The sequence below is a fragment of the Burkholderia sp. SR8 genome (assembly GCF_052851275.1).
Window position 1 is genome coordinate 68,300 of the sequence record NZ_JAULUC010000019.1, and the last position, 21,526, is coordinate 89,825.

Annotated in this window: 15 protein-coding genes and 1 pseudogene; 10 read left to right on the forward strand and 6 right to left on the reverse strand. The window is 65.8% G+C overall.

Features of this window, described 5'->3' with window-relative positions; genetic code table 11:
• Window positions 1–157: 157 nt before the first annotated feature.
• The 3 genes from Q3A80_RS22525 to Q3A80_RS22535 are packed head-to-tail and all read left to right on the forward strand — an operon-like array spanning window position 158 to window position 2,766.
• Window positions 158–907: an electron transfer flavoprotein subunit beta/FixA family protein gene (locus tag Q3A80_RS22525; protein ID WP_175670069.1), complete on the forward strand. Its 750-nt coding sequence runs from the start codon at window positions 158–160 to the stop codon at window positions 905–907.
• A gap of 16 nt (window positions 908–923) precedes the next feature.
• On the forward strand, window positions 924–1,895 hold the full coding sequence (locus Q3A80_RS22530; RefSeq protein WP_446331080.1) for an electron transfer flavoprotein subunit alpha/FixB family protein: 972 nt from the start codon (window positions 924–926) through the stop codon (window positions 1,893–1,895).
• On the forward strand, window positions 1,885–2,766 hold the full coding sequence (locus Q3A80_RS22535) for an HpcH/HpaI aldolase/citrate lyase family protein (RefSeq protein ID WP_446331081.1): 882 nt from the start codon (window positions 1,885–1,887) through the stop codon (window positions 2,764–2,766). The genes Q3A80_RS22530 and Q3A80_RS22535 overlap by 11 nt, the downstream gene beginning before the upstream one ends.
• A gap of 81 nt (window positions 2,767–2,847) precedes the next feature.
• On the opposite strand, the gene Q3A80_RS22540 is transcribed toward Q3A80_RS22535, so the two are convergent.
• From Q3A80_RS22540 to Q3A80_RS22560, 5 genes and pseudogenes are all read right to left on the reverse strand, one after another.
• On the reverse strand, window positions 2,848–3,666 hold the full coding sequence (locus Q3A80_RS22540; RefSeq protein WP_446331082.1) for an OmpA family protein: 819 nt from the start codon (window positions 3,664–3,666) through the stop codon (window positions 2,848–2,850).
• A gap of 16 nt (window positions 3,667–3,682) precedes the next feature.
• A complete protein-coding gene (locus tag Q3A80_RS22545) occupies window positions 3,683–8,692 on the reverse strand; it encodes a YadA-like family protein (protein ID WP_446331083.1) in 5,010 nt (1,669 codons plus the stop codon).
• 604 nt (window positions 8,693–9,296) lie between these two features.
• Complete coding sequence (locus Q3A80_RS22550; RefSeq protein WP_446331084.1) at window positions 9,297–11,654, reverse strand: CHASE2 domain-containing protein; 2,358 nt, start codon at window positions 11,652–11,654, stop codon at window positions 9,297–9,299.
• Window positions 11,655–11,696: 42 nt separating this feature from the next.
• Entirely contained in the window at window positions 11,697–12,482 is a 786-nt protein-coding gene (locus Q3A80_RS22555; protein ID WP_446331085.1) for a response regulator transcription factor, read from the reverse strand.
• 776 nt (window positions 12,483–13,258) lie between these two features.
• Window positions 13,259–13,711 (reverse strand): annotated as a pseudogene (locus Q3A80_RS22560) (LysR substrate-binding domain-containing protein); the annotation flags it as partial.
• 522 nt (window positions 13,712–14,233) lie between these two features.
• On the opposite strand from Q3A80_RS22560, the gene Q3A80_RS22565 reads away from it, so the two are divergent.
• The 7 genes from Q3A80_RS22565 (at window position 14,234) to Q3A80_RS22595 (ending at window position 20,478) form a co-directional block, all read left to right on the forward strand.
• Complete coding sequence (locus Q3A80_RS22565; protein ID WP_446331086.1) at window positions 14,234–16,591, forward strand: hypothetical protein; 2,358 nt, start codon at window positions 14,234–14,236, stop codon at window positions 16,589–16,591.
• Window positions 16,588–17,805, forward strand: coding sequence for a hypothetical protein (locus Q3A80_RS22570; RefSeq protein WP_446331087.1), 1,218 nt, complete (start codon window positions 16,588–16,590; stop codon window positions 17,803–17,805). Before Q3A80_RS22565 ends, Q3A80_RS22570 begins: the two co-directional genes overlap by 4 nt.
• Window positions 17,806–17,848: 43 nt before the next feature.
• A complete protein-coding gene (locus Q3A80_RS22575) occupies window positions 17,849–18,511 on the forward strand; it encodes a DUF1266 domain-containing protein (protein WP_446331088.1) in 663 nt (220 codons plus the stop codon).
• A 7-nt stretch (window positions 18,512–18,518) separates the two neighbouring features.
• Window positions 18,519–19,046, forward strand: a complete 528-nt coding sequence (locus Q3A80_RS22580) for a DUF6795 domain-containing protein (protein WP_446331089.1) — start codon at window positions 18,519–18,521, stop codon at window positions 19,044–19,046.
• A gap of 173 nt (window positions 19,047–19,219) precedes the next feature.
• Window positions 19,220–19,729, forward strand: a complete 510-nt coding sequence (locus Q3A80_RS22585) for a hypothetical protein (RefSeq protein ID WP_446331090.1) — start codon at window positions 19,220–19,222, stop codon at window positions 19,727–19,729.
• Window positions 19,730–19,891: 162 nt separating this feature from the next.
• Window positions 19,892–20,203 carry a hypothetical protein gene (locus tag Q3A80_RS22590; RefSeq protein ID WP_446331091.1) on the forward strand — a complete coding sequence of 104 codons (312 nt, stop codon included), beginning with the start codon at window positions 19,892–19,894 and terminating at the stop codon, window positions 20,201–20,203.
• Entirely contained in the window at window positions 20,197–20,478 is a 282-nt protein-coding gene (locus tag Q3A80_RS22595; protein WP_446331092.1) for a hypothetical protein, read from the forward strand. The genes Q3A80_RS22590 and Q3A80_RS22595 overlap by 7 nt, the downstream gene beginning before the upstream one ends.
• Window positions 20,479–20,774: 296 nt before the next feature.
• On the opposite strand, the gene Q3A80_RS22600 is transcribed toward Q3A80_RS22595, so the two are convergent.
• The gene (locus Q3A80_RS22600) at window positions 20,775–21,485 is read right to left on the reverse strand and encodes an IclR family transcriptional regulator (protein ID WP_446331133.1); all 711 of its coding nucleotides are present in this window, start codon (window positions 21,483–21,485) and stop codon (window positions 20,775–20,777) included.
• Window positions 21,486–21,526 lie beyond the last annotated feature (41 nt).

A 21,526-nucleotide genomic window follows, 5' to 3' on the forward strand; every position in this document is an offset into this window, starting at 1 on the left:
TGTCGCATCCCGCGCCGGAGAACGGGCTGCGCAATAGGCTGCGGCTATGACCGGCAGAGTCAATCGATAGTTGTCGCCGCACCGGATTGCGCGTGTAATGGCCTGCGCAATCGGGCGATTGCGGACGGTTGCCAACGAGTCGATGGAGGAGCAGCGCGTGAAGATCGTGGTCGCAGTGAAAAGAGTGGTCGATTACAACGTGAAGGTCCGCGTGAAGTCGGACAACACGGGCGTCGACATCGCGAACGTGAAGATGTCGATGAACCCGTTCGACGAAATCGCGGTGGAAGAAGCGGTGCGCCTGAAGGAAGCGGGCGTCGCGACCGAAGTGATCGCGGTGTCGGTCGGCGTCACGCAAGCGCAGGAAACGCTGCGCACGGCGCTGGCGATCGGCGCGGATCGCGCGATCCTCGTCGAATCGAACGACAGCGTCGAGCCGCTGGCCGTCGCGAAGATCCTGAAGGCGCTGGTCGACAAGGAACAGCCGCAACTGGTGATCCTCGGCAAGCAGGCGATCGACGACGATTCGAACCAGACGGGCCAGATGCTGGCTGCGCTCGCAGGGCTGCCGCAAGCGACGTTCGCATCGAAGGTCACGATCGCCGACGGCAAGGCTACGGTTGCACGCGAAGTCGACGGCGGCGCGGAAACGCTGTCGCTGACGCTGCCGGCCGTGGTCACGACCGACCTGCGCCTGAACGAGCCGCGCTACGTGACGCTGCCGAACATCATGAAGGCGAAGAAGAAGCCGCTGGAAACGGTGAAGCCGGAAGACCTGGGCGTGGACGTCGCGCCGCGTCTGAAGACGCTGAAGGTGGCCGAGCCGCCGAAGCGCGCGGCCGGCGTGAAGGTGCCGGACGTGAAGACGCTGGTCGAGAAGCTGAAGACCGAAGCCAAGGTGCTGTAAGAGGGAGCGCAAAGAAATGACGATTCTGGTGATTGCAGAGTGCGACGCACCGAAGGAAGCCCCCTTGGGGGGCAACGCGTCGATCAAGGCCGCGACGCTGAACACGGTGGCGGCGGCTGCCGAAGTTGGCAAATTCGTCGGCGGTGACATCCACGTGCTGGTCGCGGGCCACAACGCGCAAGCGGCCGCCGATGCGGCCGCAAAGATCGCAGGTGTTTCGAAGGTGCTGCTCGCCGACGCGCCGCAACTGGCCGAAGGCCTCGCGGAAAACGTCGAGGTAACCGTGCTGACGATCGCGTCGAACTACTCGCACATCCTCGCGCCGGCGACGGCCTACGGAAAGAACGTTGCACCGCGTATCGCCGCGAAGCTGGACGTCGCGCAGATCTCGGACATCACCGCGGTCGATTCGGCCGATACGTTCGAGCGCCCGATCTACGCAGGCAACGCGATCGCGACGGTGCAGTCGAGCGACCCGATCAAGGTCATCACGGTGCGTGCAACGGGTTTCGATCCGGTTGCAGCCGAAGGCGGCAGCGCGTCGGTCGACAAGATCGAAGCGGCGGCAGACGCAGGCAAGTCGCAGTTCGTGAGCCGTGAAGTGACGAAGCTGGACCGTCCGGAACTGACCAGCGCGAGCATCATCGTGTCGGGTGGCCGCGGTCTGGGCAGCGGCGAGAACTTCGCGTTGGTGCTGGAGCCGCTGGCGGACAAGTTGCAGGCAGCGCTGGGCGCATCGCGCGCGGCAGTCGACGCGGGCTACGTGCCGAACGATTATCAAGTGGGCCAGACCGGCAAGATCGTCGCACCGCAGCTATACATCGCGGTCGGCATCTCGGGTGCGATCCAGCACCTGGCCGGCATGAAGGATTCGAAGGTGATCGTCGCGATCAACAAGGATCCGGAAGCGCCGATCTTCAGCGTGGCCGACTATGGCCTCGTCGGCGATTTGTTCGAACGGGTTCCGGAGATGGTCGATGCTGTCTGATCCCGCGGTGCGCACCGGTGCCGGCGTCGCGCCCTCGATGCTTGCGCAGTCCTACCTGTTCGTGCCGGGGAACCAGCCGGATCGCTTCGACAAGGCGCTTGCGAGCGGCGCCGATGCGGTCATCGTCGATCTCGAAGATGCCGTCGAGCCGGACGCGAAACCGGCCGCGCGCGATGCGATCGCACAGTGGGTTTCGCCGGAGCGTCCGGTGCTCGTGCGGATCAACGCGCGGCACACGCCGTGGTTCGAGGCCGACGCCGCGCTGGGCGCGTTGAAGGGCGTGGCCGGTATCGTGCTGCCGAAAGCCGAGCGCGCCGACGACGTGTGCGCCGTCGTGGCGCTCGCCCGGCGTCGCGTGCCGGTCTATCCGCTGATCGAAAGCGCGCACGGCATGTGGAACGCGCTCGACGTCGCGAAGGCGCCGTACGTCGAGCGGCTGATGTTCGGCACGCTCGATTTCATCGCGGACATGGGCATGTCGGACGACGGCGTTTCGCTCAATCATTTCCGGTCGCAACTGGCGTTGATTTCGCGGGTCGCCGGTATCGGATCGCCGGTCGACGGGGTGACGCCGGACATTCACGACGGGGAGCGGATCCGGCGCGATGCGATCAACGGCAAGCAATTGGGCTTCGGCGCGAAGCTGTGCATCCATCCGAAACAGATCGCGTTCGTGCACACGTGCTTTCGGCCGAGCGACGAAGAAGCGGGCTGGGCGCGAAGGGTGCTCGATGCGATGCGTGATGCGAATGGCGGCGTGGTGACGGTCGACGGGAAGATGGTCGACCGGCCCGTGTTGTTGCGCGCCCAGCGGATTGCCGCGCTTGCCGCGTCGGTCGGCAGCGCAGCGGAGCCGGCGGGGCATACATGATTTGGAGTCCCGCGCGTCGGAGGACCGTCGGCAACGACACCTGCCATACTCGGCGGCACCGCGGTCCGCAGTAGCGCGAATTCAGCGCTGCCCGTACACCGTAATGGTCACCCGCCGATCTTTCTGCAGGCACGCAATGACGGCCGGCGTTTCGCCGGGCGGACAACGTGACACCGATTGCGACGAGCCGACGCCATCGGCGCGAATGCGTGCAGCGTCGATTCCGCGCGCCGCGAGATAGCGTTTCACGGTTTCGGCCCGCGCCAGCGAAAGCGCATGGTTGCTTTCGTCCGAACCGATGCGATCGGTGTGGCCGACGACGTCGACGTTCGTCATGCCGGTTTCGGTGCGGATCTTTGCAATCGCCGCGTCCAGCTCCGCGCGACCGCCCGGCAGCATCGAATCGAGGCTCGACTTCGCGAACGGAAACAGCGCCTCCCCCTCGAACGTGAACTGTTCGAGAGGCGCTGGCGCGGCGGCGGCCGCCGTCGAGGTATCAGAGACAAAGTCCGCACACTGCGGATCGCGCCAGTACGTCGCGCTCACGCGCATGTTCCCGTCGAACTGCACCTGATACTGACAGGACACCACCTTGTCGCCGCGACGGAAGTCGAACAGGTAGTTCCACACGTGATTGCCCACGAACCATTCGTGAAAATGCGGCGGCCCGATGAGATCGTAGAGCTGATCCTTGTTGAGGCCCGTACTCACGTTGCGCAGATTGGCGACGTTGACGAACGTGCCTCCCGCGGGAGACGCGGAAGCGACATCCGGAAATCGCGGCGGCGTGTGGGGCACTGCACATCCCGCCATCGCGACGGCGGTCGCGACGCACGCCGCGAGCAGCACAGTCTGTTGAGTTTTCATGGTTCGCTTGTTGTTCCGTTTGATGTTTCGCATCGAATCGCTCGTACGCCTACCACTGATAGCCGGCGCCGACCACGGCGCCGTACGTGCCGCGCGTGTTGGTCGACACGGCCGCCTTGTAGATCCAGTGGTTGTTCTCGGAAATGGTCGAGATGCCGAGTGCCTGGCCCGACTGGCCGCGGTACACGCTGCCCGCGATCGCGACCATGCTCTTGCCGGGGCCGGACGGCTGCGGCAGGCCGGCCACGGCCATCGCCGTCGCGACGCCGCCGTCCGCGTCGCGGCGGTAGGTGTCGAGGCTGTTGCGCAGACCGGCGACCTGGCCGTCCGTGTAGCTGTTCGCTTGCGACACCGCGGTGCCAACGCTCGCGTTCAACTGGTTGACGTTGACCGCGTCGGTGCCTTGCGTGCCCGCCGCGACGTTCACGACCTGCCGCGCCGAATCCGCGGAGCCGACCGCGACGACGTTCGACCGCCCGCCGTCGTTGCTGCCCGCGCCGAGCGCCGTCGAGTTGCTGCCCGACGCGTTCGCGCCGACGCCGATTGCCGTCGAGCCGTTGCCGGACGCCGTCGAGCTGTTGCCGACTGCCGTGCTGTTCGACCCCGACGCGACTGCCCCCGAACCGCCCGCCGACGAGTTCGAACCGCTCGCGCCCGGCGGCACATTGCCGCCCGGCGGGTTCGTCGTGTACTGGCCGCCGAGGTTGGTCGTGCGCTGGTCGATCAGCGTCGTCAGCTGGTTCGCAACGGAATCGAGCTGCGATACGTTCACTGCGTCCGTGCCGTTCTTGCCGGCGGCGAGGCCGGTGATCTGGCGATTGCCGACGTTCACTTCGCCGGCGGACGACTGCGGGCTGCTCAGGCCGTACGCAACGTAGTTCGTCAGTGCGCCGACGGTGGTCAGCGAGCCGGCGCCGAGCGCGACGCTGTTCGCGAACGTCGCCGACGCACCGGCGCCGAGTGCGAGTGCATCGGTCGCGCTGCTGCGCGCGCCCGAGCCGAGCGCGACGCTGCCGACGCTGACCGCAACCGCGTTCGCGCCCTGTGCCACCGATTGCGCACCGGTCGCCGTCGCGCCGCTGCCCAGCGCGATCGCGTCGGCTTGCGCGGAACTCGACGCCTGCCCGATCGCGATGCCGCCGGGCGCGGTCTGGTCGACGATCGCACCGTTGCCGATGCCCACGCCGTTGTCGCCGTTGACCACCGTCGTCGGCCCCACCGCGACCGATTCCGCGCCGACGGCCAGCGAATCCGCCGCCGTCGAGTTCGCGTGGAAGTACATCTGACCCGTGACCGCGAACGACTGCAGCGAGCGCGCCAGCTGGCGCACCGTCACCGCATCCGTCTGGCCGGTGCCGTCGGCGACGTTGGTGATCTGGCGGTAGGTCTTGTTCGTCGCATCGCCGACCGATACCGCGCCGAGCAGCCGCTCGTCGGTCGTGTCGAACGGGATCGACGCGCTGCCGTTGCGCATGATGCCCGACGACGGCACCACGGGGCGGTCGGCCACCGAGCCCGAGCCGAGCGCGATGCTGCCGTCCACGCGAGAGATCGCGTTCGGCCCGATCGCGACGCTGTCCAGCCCGAGCGCCTGGCTGTCGGGCGCGGTCGAATTCGCGTGGAAGTACTTGATGCCGTTCGCGTTGATGTTGTCGATCGCCGAGCCGACGTTGTTGTTGATCGTCGTCGAACCGTCGCTGTTGTACGTGACGTACGACGGTGACGAGATCGTGCCGGTCGCCGGATCGTAGGTCGCGCCGCCGCCGATCGCGCCGGCCGTGCTGTTGCCGAGGTTCGTGTTGTTGTTCGCGATCGAGCTGAGGCCGGTCGACAGCGAGCTGATGCCGGTCGAGGTTGCCGTCGATAGCGACGTCAGGTTGCTTTCCGTGCTCGACAAGCCGGTCGACAGCGAGCCGATGCTGGTCGATGTCGCGGTCGACAGCGACGTGATCGAGCTGTTGGTCGAACTCAAGCCGGTGGACAACGAACCGACGCTGGTCGACGTGGCGGTCGACAGCGACGTCACGCTGCTGTTGGTCGTGCTCAGGCCGGTCGACAACGAGCCGATACCGGTGGACAGCGAGCCGACGACGGTCGACGTCGAGGTCGACAACGACGTGATCGAGCTGTTGGTCGAACTCAGTCCGGTCGACAGCGATCCGATGCCCGTCGACGTCGAGGTCGACAGCGACGCAATGCTCGACAACGTCGACGTCGACAGCGAAGTCACCGCCAGGTTCGTTGCATTGAGTTGCGAGCCGTTAATCGCGTCCGTGCTCGACGAACTGATCTGCCCGGCCGCGACGTTGGTGACCTGGCGCTCGCGGCCCGCTGCACCGACGCTGACGACGTCGCCTGCCGCGGGCGCACCACCCGCGAACGTGTAGGTGGTGCCTCCGATGACGGCGTTCGGCGTTGGCACGGCGGCCGACACCGTCGACGCATTGCCGAGCACGACCGCGCCGTCGAGGCCCGTCGGTACGGATACGCCGCTGCCGACGACGAACACGTTGTTCGAGTTGACCGTGTTGTTGTTGCCGAGCGAATACGAACCCGAACCCGTGACGGTACTCGGATCGCCGATCGCGGCCGAATTCGCGCCGCTGACGACGTTGCCCGTGCCGATGCTCAGGCTGTTGGCGCCGGTTACTTGCGCGCCGGTGCCGATCGCGATCGCGTCGTCCGCGTTCGCGCCGGCTGCGTCGCCGAGTGCGATCGCCGACATGCCGCCCGCGGTCGACCCGACACCGATGGCCGTCGCATGACTACCCGACGCGTTCGCCAGGAGGCCGTTCGCGGTCGACCACGTGCCCGTTGCGGCGCTGCCGACGCCAATGGCCGTGCTGCCCTGGCCCGTCGCGTTCGCGGAATTGCCGATGGCGACTGCTTCGAACGACGTGCCGCCGTTCGGCAGCGCGACGCCTGACGCGCCGCTCGCATTCGCCGATGCGCCAATCGCCACTGGTGAACCGCCGGTACCGCTTATCACGGCCTGCGCGGCGTTCCCGATCGCGATGGCGCTGCCGCCGACACTCCCGCCGCCCGCGGCCGCGCTATATCCGATCGCCGTCGCGGCGCCGAACCCGGCGTTCGCGAGATTGCCGATCGCCGTCGAATTGTTGCCGGTCGCCGTTGCGCCGACGCCGGCGGCTAGCGCATTGATGCCCGTCGCGCCGTCGTTGTTGTAGTTCGCGCCTGCGGCGCCGCCGTCGTTCACGCTGTAGTAGTGCACGGCCGCACCCGCGATCGCGGCCGACAGGGCCTGGTTCGTCGCGTACAACTGGCTGCCGTTGATCGCATCGGTCGAACCCGCATTGATCTGGCCGGCAGCGACGTTCTGGATCTGCCGCGGCGCGGCCGCGGAGCCGACGCTCACGACGTCGCCTGCGCCCGGCGTACCGCCCGCGAAGTTGTACTGCGTGCCGCCGAGCACGATGCTCGGGGTCTGCACGGCGGCCGACACCGTCGACGCATTGCCGAGCACGACCGCGCCGTCGAGACCGGCGGGCACCGACACGCCGTTGCCGACGACGAACGCGTTGTTCGAGTTGATCGTGTTGTTGTTGCCGAGCGAATACGAGCCCGAGCCGGTGATGGTGCTGGGATCGCCGATCGCACCCGAGTTCGCGCCGCTGACGACGTTGCCCGTGCCGATGCTCAGCGTGTTCGCGCCGGTCGCCTGCGCGCCCGCACCCATCGCGATGGCATTCGTGCCGGAGGCCTTGGCGTTCAGGCCGACCGACGTGGTGCCGCTTGCCGTGACGCCGATGCCGGCGTTGGTGCCGATCGCGATGTTGTCGTTGCCCGCTACGAGGTCGCCGGACGATGCGCTGAGCGTGCCGTCGTACGCGACGGTACCGTCGCCGCTACCCATCGCGACGTTGCGCGCGCCGGTGACGCCCGAGCCCGCGCCGCGCATCGCGCTCGCGATGCCGCTGCCGATTGCGGTGTTCTGCGCGCCGCTCACGAGCGTGCCGGTCGCGACACCGACCGCGACCGACCCGGTGTTGGCGGTGGTCGAGCCGGCGCCGGCACCCTGGCCTGCGGCAACCGTGCCGTCGCCGCTCGCGATGGCCTGCCCGCCGATCGCGAGCGACGTGTTGCCGCTTGCCTTCGCGCCGTTGCCGACCGCGGTGGCAGCCGCATTCGTTGCCTGCGCGTTCGGGCCGAAAGCGACGGCGTTGGCTGCCGTCGCTTGCGAACCGATGCCCATCGCAATACCGTAAAACCCGGTCGCGATGGACTGCCAACCGAGCGCAATCGCGTACTGGTTGCCCGCACTGGCCGCCGTGCCCAGTGCGATCGCGCCTTGCTGGTTAGCCGTCGCGCCTGCACCGGCGGCAAACGCGTCCTGCGCCGAAGCGATCGAGTTTCCACCCAGTGCGATCGCCTGCAGCGCGGTGGCGGACGACGAGTCGCCGATCGCGATCGCCTGACCCGAGCCATGCGTGGCGGCTCCCGCGCCACCCGTTGCAACGGCGCTCGGGCCGATCGCGATGTTGTTCGTGTCGTTGGTCGCGGTCGAGCCTGCCGTGGCCACGCCGACGGCCACCGAGCCCGCACTGACCGCGTTCGCGAAACCCCCGAGCGCGGTGCTGGTCGAACCCTGCGCCTTGGCGCCCGGCCCAAGCGCCGCGGAATTGACGCCGCTCGCGTTTGCCGACGTACCGAACGCCGATGCACCTTGGGCGGTGGCCTGCGAGAAGATGCCGACCGCCGTCCCATTGACGCCGCTCGCCGTGACGTTCGCGCCGATCGCGATCGCACCGCTCGTCGTCGCGGCATTTGCGGTACAGCCGATCGCGATACCGTTGTTCGTGCTCGCGGTTGCCGTACCGGGGCAATTCGTGCCCGAAATGGCCACCTGCGCGACCGCGCCGCCGGACCACATCGCCATGCTGCCGAGTACGGCGAGCGTCACGGATTTCAGCGCGACCGACGTGCCGGTGCCGCGCGCGCCGGCCCCCGCTTTACCCTTGCCGTTGGCCCGATCGAGTTCGGATACCGCGACGATTGCGCCGCGTGCCGCGTTCCACACAGTGCGGTAAGTTCTATTCATGGATTTCTGCCGGTAAGCGGCGCGCGCCATTCACGCACGGGGCCAGCCAGGAATGCCCGGGTGCGCGCAATGTCCGACGAGCCGTATGAAAACTGTATTTATCGGGAAGCGGGGTCTTGCGGTAAGGCGATTTCGATCAACCAATCGCACTCGACAGGTGAAAAATCGGTAATTAATTCAGTCGAATTATTTATGCCATTTATTGGCAAATTTGATTAATCGAAACGGGCAAGAACCCGCTGGTCCATAGAATAAGGGAAGGCATTCCAGGGCAAGCGGGAGCAAATCTGAACAATTGTGAGCGAAATGTGAACAAAGCAAACGTCAGCCCGCAAGCGGCCGCATGGCGTGGTCTTGAGGCATGACGCCGGGCGGTTTCGCACACTGCTCTGGACGGTCGGCGATGGTTTTTAACAACAAAAGCCATGCATTTTTTGCGGACCCGGATAACCGCCGCCATGCGATAAAAAAACCGTAAGTTCTTTAAATCGACGAAATGCAGGTGCCGCGGCGTAGCGTGGTCATGTTGTGGACCTGCTTTCGCACGGATGTGGGAATACGGAAAACTGCGGCGTGCGTTGCGCGCGAGGCAGTGCGCCTGATTTCAACGATCGCGCGGTGCGCCGTTTCGACGCAGCAGCAGCGTGAAGACCGTGCCGCGGCCGACGGTGCTGTCGACGCGAATTTCGCCGCCGAGCGCATCGATCACCTGCTTGACGAACGCGAGCCCGAGACCGTGTCCGGCGGTCGCACCGTGCGCGTCGATGCGGAAAAACTCGGTGAACAGGTTCGGCAATTGATGTTCCGGTATGCCGGCGCCCGTATCGGCGATCGTCACGCGCCAGCGTCCTTCGCTTTCGTCGGCCGCCACGGTCACGGTTGCGCCGTCCGGGCTGAACCGGATCGCATTGTCGATCAGGTTCGCAAATGCGCGACGCAGCAGCAACGCATCGGCGACGACGAGCATACCCGGTTCCGCGACCAGGCGGATCCTGATCCGCTTCGCGCTCGCATGTGCCCACAGGTCGTCGGCCGCATCGCCGAGCAGCGGCACGAGATCGACTTCCGTTGCTTTCGGCGACCGGGCTTGCGCGCGCGCGAGCAGCAGGAACTGATCGGCGAGCGTGAGGGTCGTCCGTGCGTAGTGACCGACGAGATCCGTGAACTTCGCTTCGGGCAATTCGGCCGGCGCGTCGCGGCGCTGTTCGATCAGCGCGAGTATCGCGGCTTGCGGCGAACGCATGTCATGCGACAGGAAGCGGAGTGCGGTATCGCGCTGGCGTTCGGCCGCACGCATCGGCGTGACATCGGCCACGTGAAAGATCAGCATCGCGTCGCCCGCTTCGTGCGCGGGCACGATTGCGCATTTCACCAGCAGCGAGCGCTGCTTCGCGTCGACGATCTCGAGGCCCTCCATCGGCGCGAGAGGTTCGCTCGCGGTCGTGATGCCGTTGCGTTCGGCCAGCATCTGCAGCGCGCGCTGCACGTAGTGCGCCGCGTCGTTCGACGCGGTCATTTCGCGCAGCACGTGCGCCGCGTGGCGGCCGGCGGCCGGCGGTGAACTGTGCTGCGGCGTGTCCGTCTCGTACAGCCTGAGTGCCCTGCGGTTCGCGAGCATCACGGCACCGGAAGCGGATGCGACGAGCGTGGCTTCGGGCAGGCTGTTCATCCACTCGGAAATCAGGTGCGCGGAACGCCGCAGCCGCGCGATCATCGCGCTCATCACGATGACCCGCCGGCGGAACGGATCGATCGCGTTCGTGTAAGCGGGAAGGTCGCCGGACAGGCACGGATCGGCGATCGCGCGTTCGGCTTCGCGGGTCAGATAGCGCAGCAACGTTTCCTGCCTCCGCCACGCACTGAGCGCATACGCCAGCAGACACGCGGTCACCGCGGTGGCCGGGAAGCAGAACAGATGAATCGTCTTCAGCGCCAGCAGCGACGTGGCGCATGCGGCAATCGCGATAGCGGCGGAGGCGAGCAGGGCGGCGCGCGGGCCCAGCGCGCACAGCGCCGCGCAAAGCCACGGCAGCACGGACAGGCTGAACAGCAACTGCCCGCCCCACGATGCGCTGCGCACGAGCGACCCGCTTGCGAGCGCGTAAGTCGCTTGTGCGACGAACTCGACGCCGGCGCGCGACGGCGGCCCCCAGCCCGGCGTGACGAAGTGCGTGTCCGCGGTGCTCGCGGTCGGGCCGACGAGTACGATCGCATCCTTGAACAAGCCGGGATCGGCGCGGTCTTCGAGCGCGTCCAGGAAAGAGATGGTGCGATACGACGGGGCGAAACCGTGCGGCACGTAGCGGCGGCATGCGCTGGTCCAGCGGATCGCGCGATGTGCGGGCGGCTCGTCGCATTCGGCGAACGGCACGCCGCTCGCGCGGAGCAGCGATGCGCTCATGTGCTCGTAGTCGAGATTCGGCGGTCCCTCGCGCAGATAGAAGCTGCGCGCCACGCCATCCGCATTCGGCGTGGCGTTGACCTGGGCGATCGCGTATGCGCCGCGCGCGATCGAATCGAGCGGCGGCACCGCGGTCGGCAGCCCGTCGCCGTCGTCGTCGGCCACTACGACCGGCAACACCACGCGGCCATTGCGCTCGATCGCGCTGGCCAGCCACGCGTCGCCCGCGGGCAGGATTCTCCCGGGATGCGTCATCGCGACGTCAAGCCCGACGGCGGACGCGCCGGCCGCGGTCAGTCTGTCGATCAGCGTCGCGTAATCGGCGCGTTTGACGGGCCATCCGCCAAGCGCCTTCGCGCTCGCGCCGTCGATCGCGATCAGCACGATCTTCTGCGGCGACGGCCGCTGCAGCAGCGGCTGCACGATGTCGAAGAAGAACAGGTCCGCGCGACGCAGTACGCCCGAGGCCGTCAGCGACACGCACAGCAGCAGCACGAACGCACCCGTCACGATGCATTCGCGCATGAAACCGGCGGCGATACGCGCATCGTCGGCCAGCATCACAGGTGGCTCATCGCGCAAGCGCGCGCGTCGGCAGCGGGCTCAGTCACACTCGAACCCGGCGGGCGTCGTCAGCGGACGCAGCGACACCGGCCGCGCGGCCGGTCGGTGAAGTACTGACGTGCCGCCGTGGTCGTGGTCCGTCGACACGGGTTCGAGCCGATAGCCGTGCGTGTACACGGAACCGAGCCGCAACCCGTTTTCGGGGCCGAGCTGCAGCTTTTGCCTTATCCGGTAGATGTGGGTGTCGAGCGTGCGCGACTCGGGATCCAGCTCGCGCCCCCACGTGCTGATACAGACCAGCTTGCGCGACAGCAGCTTGCCGATGTTGCTGAAGAAGAGTTCAGCCAGGTCGAACTCCTTCGGCGTGAGCCTGATCGGCTCGCCGCGCAACCGGATCGTGCGCTCGCGCGGATTCAGCACGTAGTCGCCCGCACTGATCAGGCCGCGACGATCGGTATCGCGTGTCGAACGCATCAACAGCGCATTCACGCGGCTCGCGAGCTCCGCGACGCGGAACGGCTTCGCGATGTAGTCATTGGCGCCGGCGTCCATGGCCAGCACGATGTCGTCTTCGAGTGTCTTGCTCGTCACGAACAGCACCGCGGGCGACGTGCCGAGCGTGCGGCGAATCCAGTACAGCACTTCGAAACCGCTCATTCTGGGCAGCAGCCAGTCCAGCATCACGAGGTCGAACGGTTCGGCGCGCAACAGCGCCTGCGCCGACTCGCCGTCGCGCACTTCAACCACTTCGTGTCCGAGGGGTTCCACGACCCGCGCAGCGGCTTTCGCATGAACCGGATCATCTTCGACTATCAGCACACGCATCAGGGGCATCCTCGTCATCGGCACGTGGGCGATACGGCCCGCGTCGTCACTTCGCGTTCGGGTGCGGGTTCGCCCTGCGGGCGGCCGATGCACGAGCCGAGCCGCGATACACACGCCGGTTGCGCGCGGACATCGCAAGACCGTGGGGCACGGCGTCGGCGGTCTGCCGGACGCGGCAGCGGAACTGGCGCGCCACGCCTCCTTCGCACCATGTGAGGGAACATCAGACTGCGGGAATCGACGCGCGTACGATTTCGGAACGCGCGTGCGGCGACTGCGGTGCGCGGTCACGGCCACTTGCGGCGGGGCTTCGCGGTGTGGGCCCGGCGTGGGGCGACGCCGGAGCAGGCAGCGCATGAAAGCGCCAATCGATGTACGTTATGTGCATGTTTAAGGGCGTTCTGCCGAGGTCTCAGCAGCGGAATGCTCATGGTGCCATGCCCTCGTCAGGCGGCAGTCGATTCGGTTGTGCTCAAGTTTGGTCGGTTGGCCCAGACCGGTCCCGCAACGCATATCGATTCTCTGTCCGGAAATTTCGCGAGCAATTATTCCCGATTCGACGAGACAATCCACAGCGGCGGAGGCTGTAACAATTGGTAAGCCAAACGTTTGGCGGATTTTCGCACAAGGGTTCGGGTTTGTCATGCGACGACAGACGTTGAAGCGTCGCAACGGCAATTGCGGAATTTTTTACCGTGCCGTGCTCATGTCCGACCGCACCGAGCCGATCCGATCATCGCGGTCGCCGGGCCGTCGGTGGGGCGCAGTTTCGTTCATCAGCACGGCCACCAGTCCATGCACACACGCAGTTTCGCGCTGACGTGCCGGTTCTGCGGATACGCGATGTAAAGCGGCATCGGATCGAGCCGCCAGTCCCCGAACCGCGCGACGCGTTCGCCGCGCTCCGGATGCGCGTTCGCGATGTAACGCGGTAGGCACATGATGTCGAGGCCCGGCGCGCCGGCCGCGAGACAGGCCTCGCCGCCGTCGACCGCGTAGCGGCTTTGCATGTTCACGGTTTCGGCGTCGCGATGCATCGCGAGCGGATAGGGATTGCCTGCGCGTCCCCACGAGAATCCGACGATGCGGTGATGCGAGTTTTCGCGTTCCGCGGGATGCGCGGGCGTGCCTGCCGACGCGAGATAGCCGGGCGACGCAAACACGCCGAGCGACAGGGACGCCACACGCCGCGCGACCATCGATCGGTCGGTCGGCTCGCCGCCGCGCGCGGCGCAATCGGTGGCTTGCGGACATAAACCACTATTTCGGGATGCAGAGCTTGTCGTTCACTCCCGGGACGATCGCTCGCATGTCGTGGACCGAACGGATGTCCCGCTTCAGCACGAGCGCGTTGTCACCCAACTCGGGCTTCACACGCTCGAACACGAATCATCGCGAGCTGTGACCGGGATCGGGGCGCCTTCTGTTCCGTAATGAACCGCTTCGCGGTGGCAAGATCGACTCTCAATCGCGGTTTTGCACCTTTCCCGGCGAGATATTCGGTAGGAAGTATGGAAAGCGTATTTTGCCGGCGAGTACCCACGATCCGAAACCTGTCGAGCACAATCGCGGCGCCATTCGGAAGCGAATCCAATCGCTTTTATCCGGGAGCCGGACGTTCCAACGTGTGCCGGATGGAAGCCCGGTTCGCGCGCATAGCCGTCCATCCGGTTTCATCACGATGACTCGATTCAATTTCACCATTTATCGCTGGTAATCTATTGCCTCCCAAAGGAATCACGGAGAACTGAATGACTCCGAGTCCCGATGTCGTCACGGGCCGACAACTGGATCAATTTCTGGATGAAATTGAAAGCGATCTGGAAGAAAGGGGGCGAGACGAAGCTGACGGTCTGCTTGCGAGGTTGCGCGCCCAACCGTTGCGCGCGCATTCGATCGATGCGATTGCGCGGCTGCATGCGCTGTGGATGCGCGCCGGCGAAACGGCCGCAGCCCGGGCCGTGCTCGATACCGACGGCGCGAGCGTGCTGGCGAGCGCTGCGCCCGACGCACGTCCCGATATCCGCATGTCGCTCGCGCTGTACCGGCTGCAGGTCGGCATCTTCGTGCGGGAGGACGACGCCATCGCGGACGCGCTCGCCGACATGCGCAAGGTCATTGCTGAAGAGCCGGGTCTTCAGGCGGACCGCTATCGCCGCTGGGGCGGCCTCGACAACATCGAGCAGCGTCATCCAGCGCATGCACTGACGGCCATCGAGCTACGCCATGCGCTGTGCGCGGCGATTCCCGAGCGCGCGACGCTGCGCGCCGTGGACGAGGCCGACCGGCAGCGCCGCCGCGCATGGGCATTCAAGCGGACGGGTTCGGACGCCGATGCGGTACGGGCGGCCGACATCGCATTCGCCGCGCTCGCCGATGCGGCGCCGGACCAGGCCATCGACCAACAGGACTGGCTGCATCTCGGCCATTCGCTGATCGAGATCGCGCCGCATGGTTATCCGGTCGTCGAGCGTGCCGTCGCTGCGCTTACGTCCGGCTGGCCGCTGCCGCGGCGGCGCGAACAGGAGATACGCCTGGCGCGTGTCGCCGCGCGGGCCGCGTACGCGCGGGATGGTGTCGCGGCGGCGCTCGCGGCCTGCGAGCTTGCCCGTCACAGCCTGTCGGCGGACGGAACCGACGATTTCATCGAATACGAGTTGCCGTGGCTGATCGAAGCCGGACGGCTCGACGACGCGGGGCGACGTGCGTTCTTTCACATGTATGAATGTGAAGAACAGACTTGGGCACGGATGTCGAGCATCGTCCACGAGCGCCTTGCCGACGATCGCGACGCGTCGGTGTGGTGGCCGCTGTGCGTGATGCTGGCCTGCGATACGCCGCGTTTGCTCGAACGACTGACTGCGACCGGTCGGGCTGCCGGCACCGATTTGAAACTGCGCTCCGCCACGCATGGCGAACTTTTTGCCGCAGTTGACGAGTCGCGCGGTGACGTCCATCGCGAAGCCGTTTATACAGCCGCCCGCGCGCTCGCGGAGCGGCGTGCGCCCGGACATCCGTGGATCGGCCGCCTCACCGCGCAGCACGACGGCCGCGCCGGGCTGATCGATCCGGCGACGCAAGCCGATCGCCTGCTTGCCGCGATCCAGCAAGGCGGCATGAACGACGACCGATCGCACTACGCACTATTCATCGCGCGCGAGCAATCTCTGGGGCTCGCCGCCGCGATCGGTTTTCCGGCACCTGAGCTCGCGAGCGGCAGGGATTGCTACCGGTATGCGGCCGGACTCGACGAAGACGACGGCGCGTTGCTGGAAAGCGTGCCGGCACAGTCGCGCGCCGACGTGCGCGCCGATCTGCAGCGGCTGAAGATCGCCGTGTACGAGCGCGGTCGCGCCTGCATGGACCGGTTTTTCGAAACGGGATCGGGGCACCCGCACGACGGCTGTGCGTATCTCTACTCGATGCTTTGCAACAATCTCGGCATCTGCTATACGGACGTCGAACGCCATGCGGACGCTATCGAACTGCATCGGCGCGGCATCGACGCGAGTCCGTTCGCCGACCACTACGCAAGCTTGATGAACGCACTGAGAGCGAGCGGCGACCACGCGGCAGCAGTCGAAACGGCCGAGCAGCTTTGGCATTTTTCGACCAAGCACGGGTTCGGCGATTACTCGCCGAACTGGTACGTGCGCGATGTCGTCAGGTCGCTTTCGAAGCTCGCACGCGAAGACGAAATCCTGATCTGGCTCGAACGGCTCGTGACCTGGCAACGGAAAAGCGCGCGTGTCGACGATGCGCAACTGCCGCGAGAAGCGCTCGGTGCACGTCTGATCGTCGCGCTGGAGCTGGCCGCGCGGCGGCCGGACGAAGCGACGTCGTTGTGGGAAAGCCTGCGGTCTCAGGTCGACGCGAGCGACGACATCAGGATCGTCTGGAACGGGGCGTCGACGCTGTATGACTTGCGGCGCTACGGCGAGGCTCGCACATGGTACGAGCGCGTGTTGAGCATGAATGCCGCACGGCCGGAGCACGAACGCATCGACACCCGAAATATCGAAGAGCTTCTCGCGTCATACCCTGACGAAAGCGTCGAACCCGGGCACGGTGAACGCGCGCGCAAGCGTGGATGGAGGTTCTGGCGTTGAATACCCCGACCGTCAGGCTCGGCTACGCGCCGCGCAATGCGCTGAATGCCGACGAATTGAAAGCGGGCATCGCCGCGCGCAGCCGCGCACGCGGCGACGGCGACGACATCCGTGCGTGGCTGCTCAATCATTTCTACCGTCACGTCGTTGCCAACTTCGTGCCGGCACGCGTGATCGCATCGCTCGACGATGCGCGGCGCGCGCTCGCCCCGGCACCGGTGCCGGCGTGGGTCGTCGCACGCTTCGGCGCCGTGGCCGACTCACGCGGCGCTCAACCGGCCGCGGAACTCGCCCCCGTCGTGTGGGTCGATCCGGCCGAACCGTCACTGTTCGCGCTCGAAGCCCGCGTCGTCGAGTTTCTCGAATCGCGCGTAGGGACGTCGCTTGCCGGCAAGCTCGATCGCATCAATTGCCCGCAGGCGCTGGCCCTGTGGGAGGAAGAGCATGCGCGGATCGCGGCGCGCGTCGAGCGCGGCTGGCGCGAAAGCCGGCCCGAGGCGGTCCGTACGCTGCTCGAGCTGCCGGGCGGCCGGTTCGTCGAGTTCCGTCACGACAGCCCGTTGCTGCGCGCCGAGATGGCCTACGAGAGTTACGCAATGCGCCATTGTCTCGGGCAGTTCGAGGATCGTCGTGCGCTCGACGGCGGTTACGGCGAGCGATACGCGGAGGCGATCGAAGCGCAGCGCATGCGCCTGGTCAGCTTTCGCGATGCGGGCGGGCAGCCGCACGTCACGATCAGCGTGATCGTGCACGAGGACGGCTCGCTCGAGATCGAGCAGGTAAAAGGCAAACAGAATCGGCCGCCCGTCGCGCGCTACACGAACGAAGTCGTGGCTTGCCTCAATGCGCTTGGCACGAATGACGCGATGCCCGCCGACTGCATCGCGATCGGTGTCGTACGCACGCAGGCAGGCTGGATGCATATCGACGACGTTGAGGATACGGCCGTGCAGGCGTGTCTCGTCGCGCGCCACCCGACGCTGTTCTCGCAGCTTCGTGCGCCGACGCCGGCAGTCGAATGGTTCGTGGCCGCCCGCGGGCCGCATTTGCTGCAAGCGCGTGCGCCGCGCGCAGCCGCGGTCCGCTACGCGGTGCGCAGGCTCGATGGTGCGCACGCGGCCGAAAGCGCGTCGTTCGTGACAGAAGGCATTGAATGGCCGGGATTCGACGTAGCCGACGTCGATCGAATGCACGCACCCCGGCCCACCGAATGAGGATGCCCTGACGATGTCGCAGCCATGGTGGTTCAACCTTTCCGTGATCGTGTTTGCCGGCTGGTGGATGGTTCGCTTTGCCCTGCAAATGCGTCCCGAACCGTTGCCTGCGAGACGGCGATGGGCGCTCGCATTGGCGCAGCCGTTTGCCGCTGCAACGCGATTCGGCACCTTCTACGTGTCGGCCGACCTGGTGCTGACCGATGCGATGCGCGCTCGGTTCCGGCCGCAGTTGCTGCACCAGATGGGCCTGCGCACGGACGCGAGCGGCGACGATGCGCGCGCGCATCTTGCCGGCACGCTCGAGGCCCACTGGTTCCGTGCCGACCTGCATGAACTGTTGCCGACCGACGACCCGCGCGCCGCGCTCGCATTCGCGTGTGCGCGCACGGCCTTTCTGGTGCGCATGACGATGTTGATGGGATGGGTCGAGCCGCAGGTCGCATGGCGCGTGTTGCTGCTGAACGCGCAGCGCGCGCAGGATTGCTTTGCCAGTTGGGAGGATTTCGGGCGCGCGTTCATCGAAGGGCGGCGTCAATGGGTTGCGGCGTTTCGTGCCGATCCGTTCGGCAAGCCTTTCGACGAGCAGGCGCTCGATGGATGGCTTACGTCGCGCAATCGCGGCTGGCGCAGCCTGCCTTGGCCGGGGCACGCCGCGTTCAGTCCGGTTCCTGGCGCGGCCGGGACGCGTGAGCGCGTTCGGTAGCGGTTGAATGGACAACCCGAGGGCGAACCAACGGCCGCGCGTAGTCCGCTTGCGGGCATGCGCGCTTCGTGCAAGCGCTGCGGGGCTGCTGGCGCTCGCGGCATTCGTTTTTGCGTTACCCAAAGGATGGGCCGTGGGCGTATTCGATCCTCTGATTCTCTGTTCCGAAGTGCACGGTACCGTGTTGAAGGACGGCAAGCCGGTCGCGGGCGCCGAACTCGTCCAGCGGGTCGTGTGGTCCGACGACGTGAACGAAATTCCGCCGCAACGCACGGTGACCGACGGAGCAGGCACGTTTTCGTTTCCAACGATCCAACGCAAGGCGGGATTGCTGCGGCTGATCCCGGCGCAGCCAATCGTGCAGCAGACCATCAAGATCCACTTCGAGGGCAGGGAATACATCGCGTGGATGCATGGCAAGACCAGCTATGACGCCAACACGGAACTCGAAGGCCGGCCGATCAAGCTGGTCTGCGAGTTGACGCGTGAGGCCGATTACGAAGGGAGGCATTACGGGATTTGCAGGGCTGGCTGAGTCGTGGTGGTCGCGGGCTTGTCGCTTACGGACCTTGTACGTTGGATCGCCGCGATTGTGTGCGTTGGTCGGCGTCGATGACGGTGCGCTGGCATGGTCGAAGCCGCGGTTGGTGGTAGCAGTGAAGAGTCGGCAACCGTCTACGTTACTGCCAGTGGACTCCGATTCGGAAAGTGCTGCGCCATCGTGACCTGATCGACGACTATCGAAAAAAGGCGATGAATTTCACATCAGACTTTCTTTCCCTCGTGACGCAATGCGGGACTTCCGCCCGATACTACGCGATTTGCGCGGAGCATCCTTTGCGCCTCGAAGAGCCTCTGTCGCCGGTGCGAGCCACCGCAATCGTCACGGCAGCAAGCGGCAGAATGAATCTTTCCAGGCTACCCGGACCCGGAACGGTTTGGCAATTGAACGGGCTCTTGCCTGGGGTGATGCTCCGTTTCATCCTTCAGGGGCGACGCAGCGTTGAAACCGACTTCAGCATTGAATCCGGTGCCGGGATCGAACGAGGAACGCTTGCCGTCCTTTCGCATGCGGTTGCATTGTATTCGGGTGCCGGGCTACATCGGCCGCCATATCCGCGTCCCGAATTTCATTCCATAGAAGAACTCCTTGTCATTTTCGAGAAATTGGGAAATCTCGTGAACGACATCGGAAAACTTCAAAAGATCCGCGGGTAGCGGCTGGCTCGTGTTCCTGCGGGCCGGCCATGCTCCGCGAGTCTGTTGCCTGACGGCAGGCGCGCTTGCTGCCCCACTGCCGTCGCGACGAACGTTGATGTCCAATCAACGCTCACGATTGTCCACCGCAGGACTCCGCCAACATCGAACAGAGGCAACCGAATGAAATTACGCGCTGGCTATGATCGCAGGTTTCATTACATTGGCCGCAATGCGCGAAGGCTTGCATACGATGTCGGCTTTCACGTGTATCAACTTGCCGACGGAACGTTCATACTCGGCTACGAAGTCGTGCAAGAGACCACCAACTGCCGATTTGGAAGTGGGGCCAGCCGGCTTGACTTTGAGGGGACGCTCGAAGAAGCCGAATCGCATGCGCGCGTATTGCTGGAAAAGATGATCGATGATCTGCCGGGTCGAGACAGCATCATGCGAACCAGCGAGCGCGCCGGCTATCGGATCGTCGAATGGTAAGCCCCATCGTTGAAGCGGTATCTCGGCTTCCGATGCCGGGATTTGACGAATGGTATGTGTACGACACACGCGTCCGCTTCGAGCCTCACGCAAACTTCGTGAATCGGCTCGGCTTCAGTGCGTTCAACATCGACGACGAATACACGGACGCATTCTGGCGGCAGGTTGTCACGCTGGCGCCGCTGCACGTGCTCGGTTCGGGTACATCCGGCTTGTTCCTGGCCACACGAGATCACGCGCTTTTCGACGCAGCATTGCGAGCCGTCAAGCCGTGACTGACAGGTAGCCGCTCGATACGCGCCCGTACCGCGCAGTCCCCCAGCGCACCGCTTTCTGCCGCCGCATGTCGAACGGTCGCGATGGTCTTCTTGCGCGAGCACGGCACGCTGCTGCATCGCAGGATGCCCACGCGTTTTATCAGAAATGGGACAGCGTATGAGCTGCATCGGCTCGCACATGCCTGCATGCTGTTGCAGTCGGTCGATACGGGCATCCATCGCCGCAGCCGCCGATCCGCGACGAATCCGCAGAGAATCGACGGCGAGTGCCGGACGTGCACTCGTCCAGCCACTCAGCCCCCGTAGAACTTCTCGCAGAACGCCGCGCTGGCCCCCAGCTTCCTGGACAGATCGGCAGCCGCATCCAGTTGCACACGATCGAGCTCGCCCGTTTCATGTGCAGGACTGAGGCGCGATGCCGGCCCTGAAAGCGTGAGGGCCGCCATGAACTTGTCGCCGACGCCGAAGATCGGGATCGCGAATGCCGCGGTGTGAACGTCGCGGGCACCGGCGGTGAAGAGCGGCAGTGCGGGCGGCTCGTCGTAGATCGCTTCGCCGAGTCCCCAATACCGGATCACCTGGCTGATGGCCGTGTCGTCGAGCGGGAAGGTCGTTCCGGCGACGCGCGTCTCGCGCAACCCTTCCGATGGTTCCGCGCGGAACAGGCAAAGCCGCTGCCCGTTGTCGTGCACGTAGTACGATGCGCTTTCCTTCGTCTGCGCGGCGAGCGCGTGCAATGCGGGCTCGACGACCGACGACAGGTGGAACGACTGCTCGAACAGCTTGCCCAGATACAGCACGCGATGCCCGAGCGAGTAATTCCCCGCCTGAGAGCGCACGACATACCCCTTCCGTTCCAGCGAGTTCATCAGTCGATAGACCGTCGTCTTGTGCATCCCGGATGCCTGCGACAGCATCGCGAGCGACTGCGATTCGGCGCCTGGCTTGAAGCAGTCCAGCAGCGAAAGCGCTTTCTCCACGGCCACCACGCCGTCATTTCCCATTCTTGGTCTCCCATCGTCATGTGCGAGAGATTGTACACAGT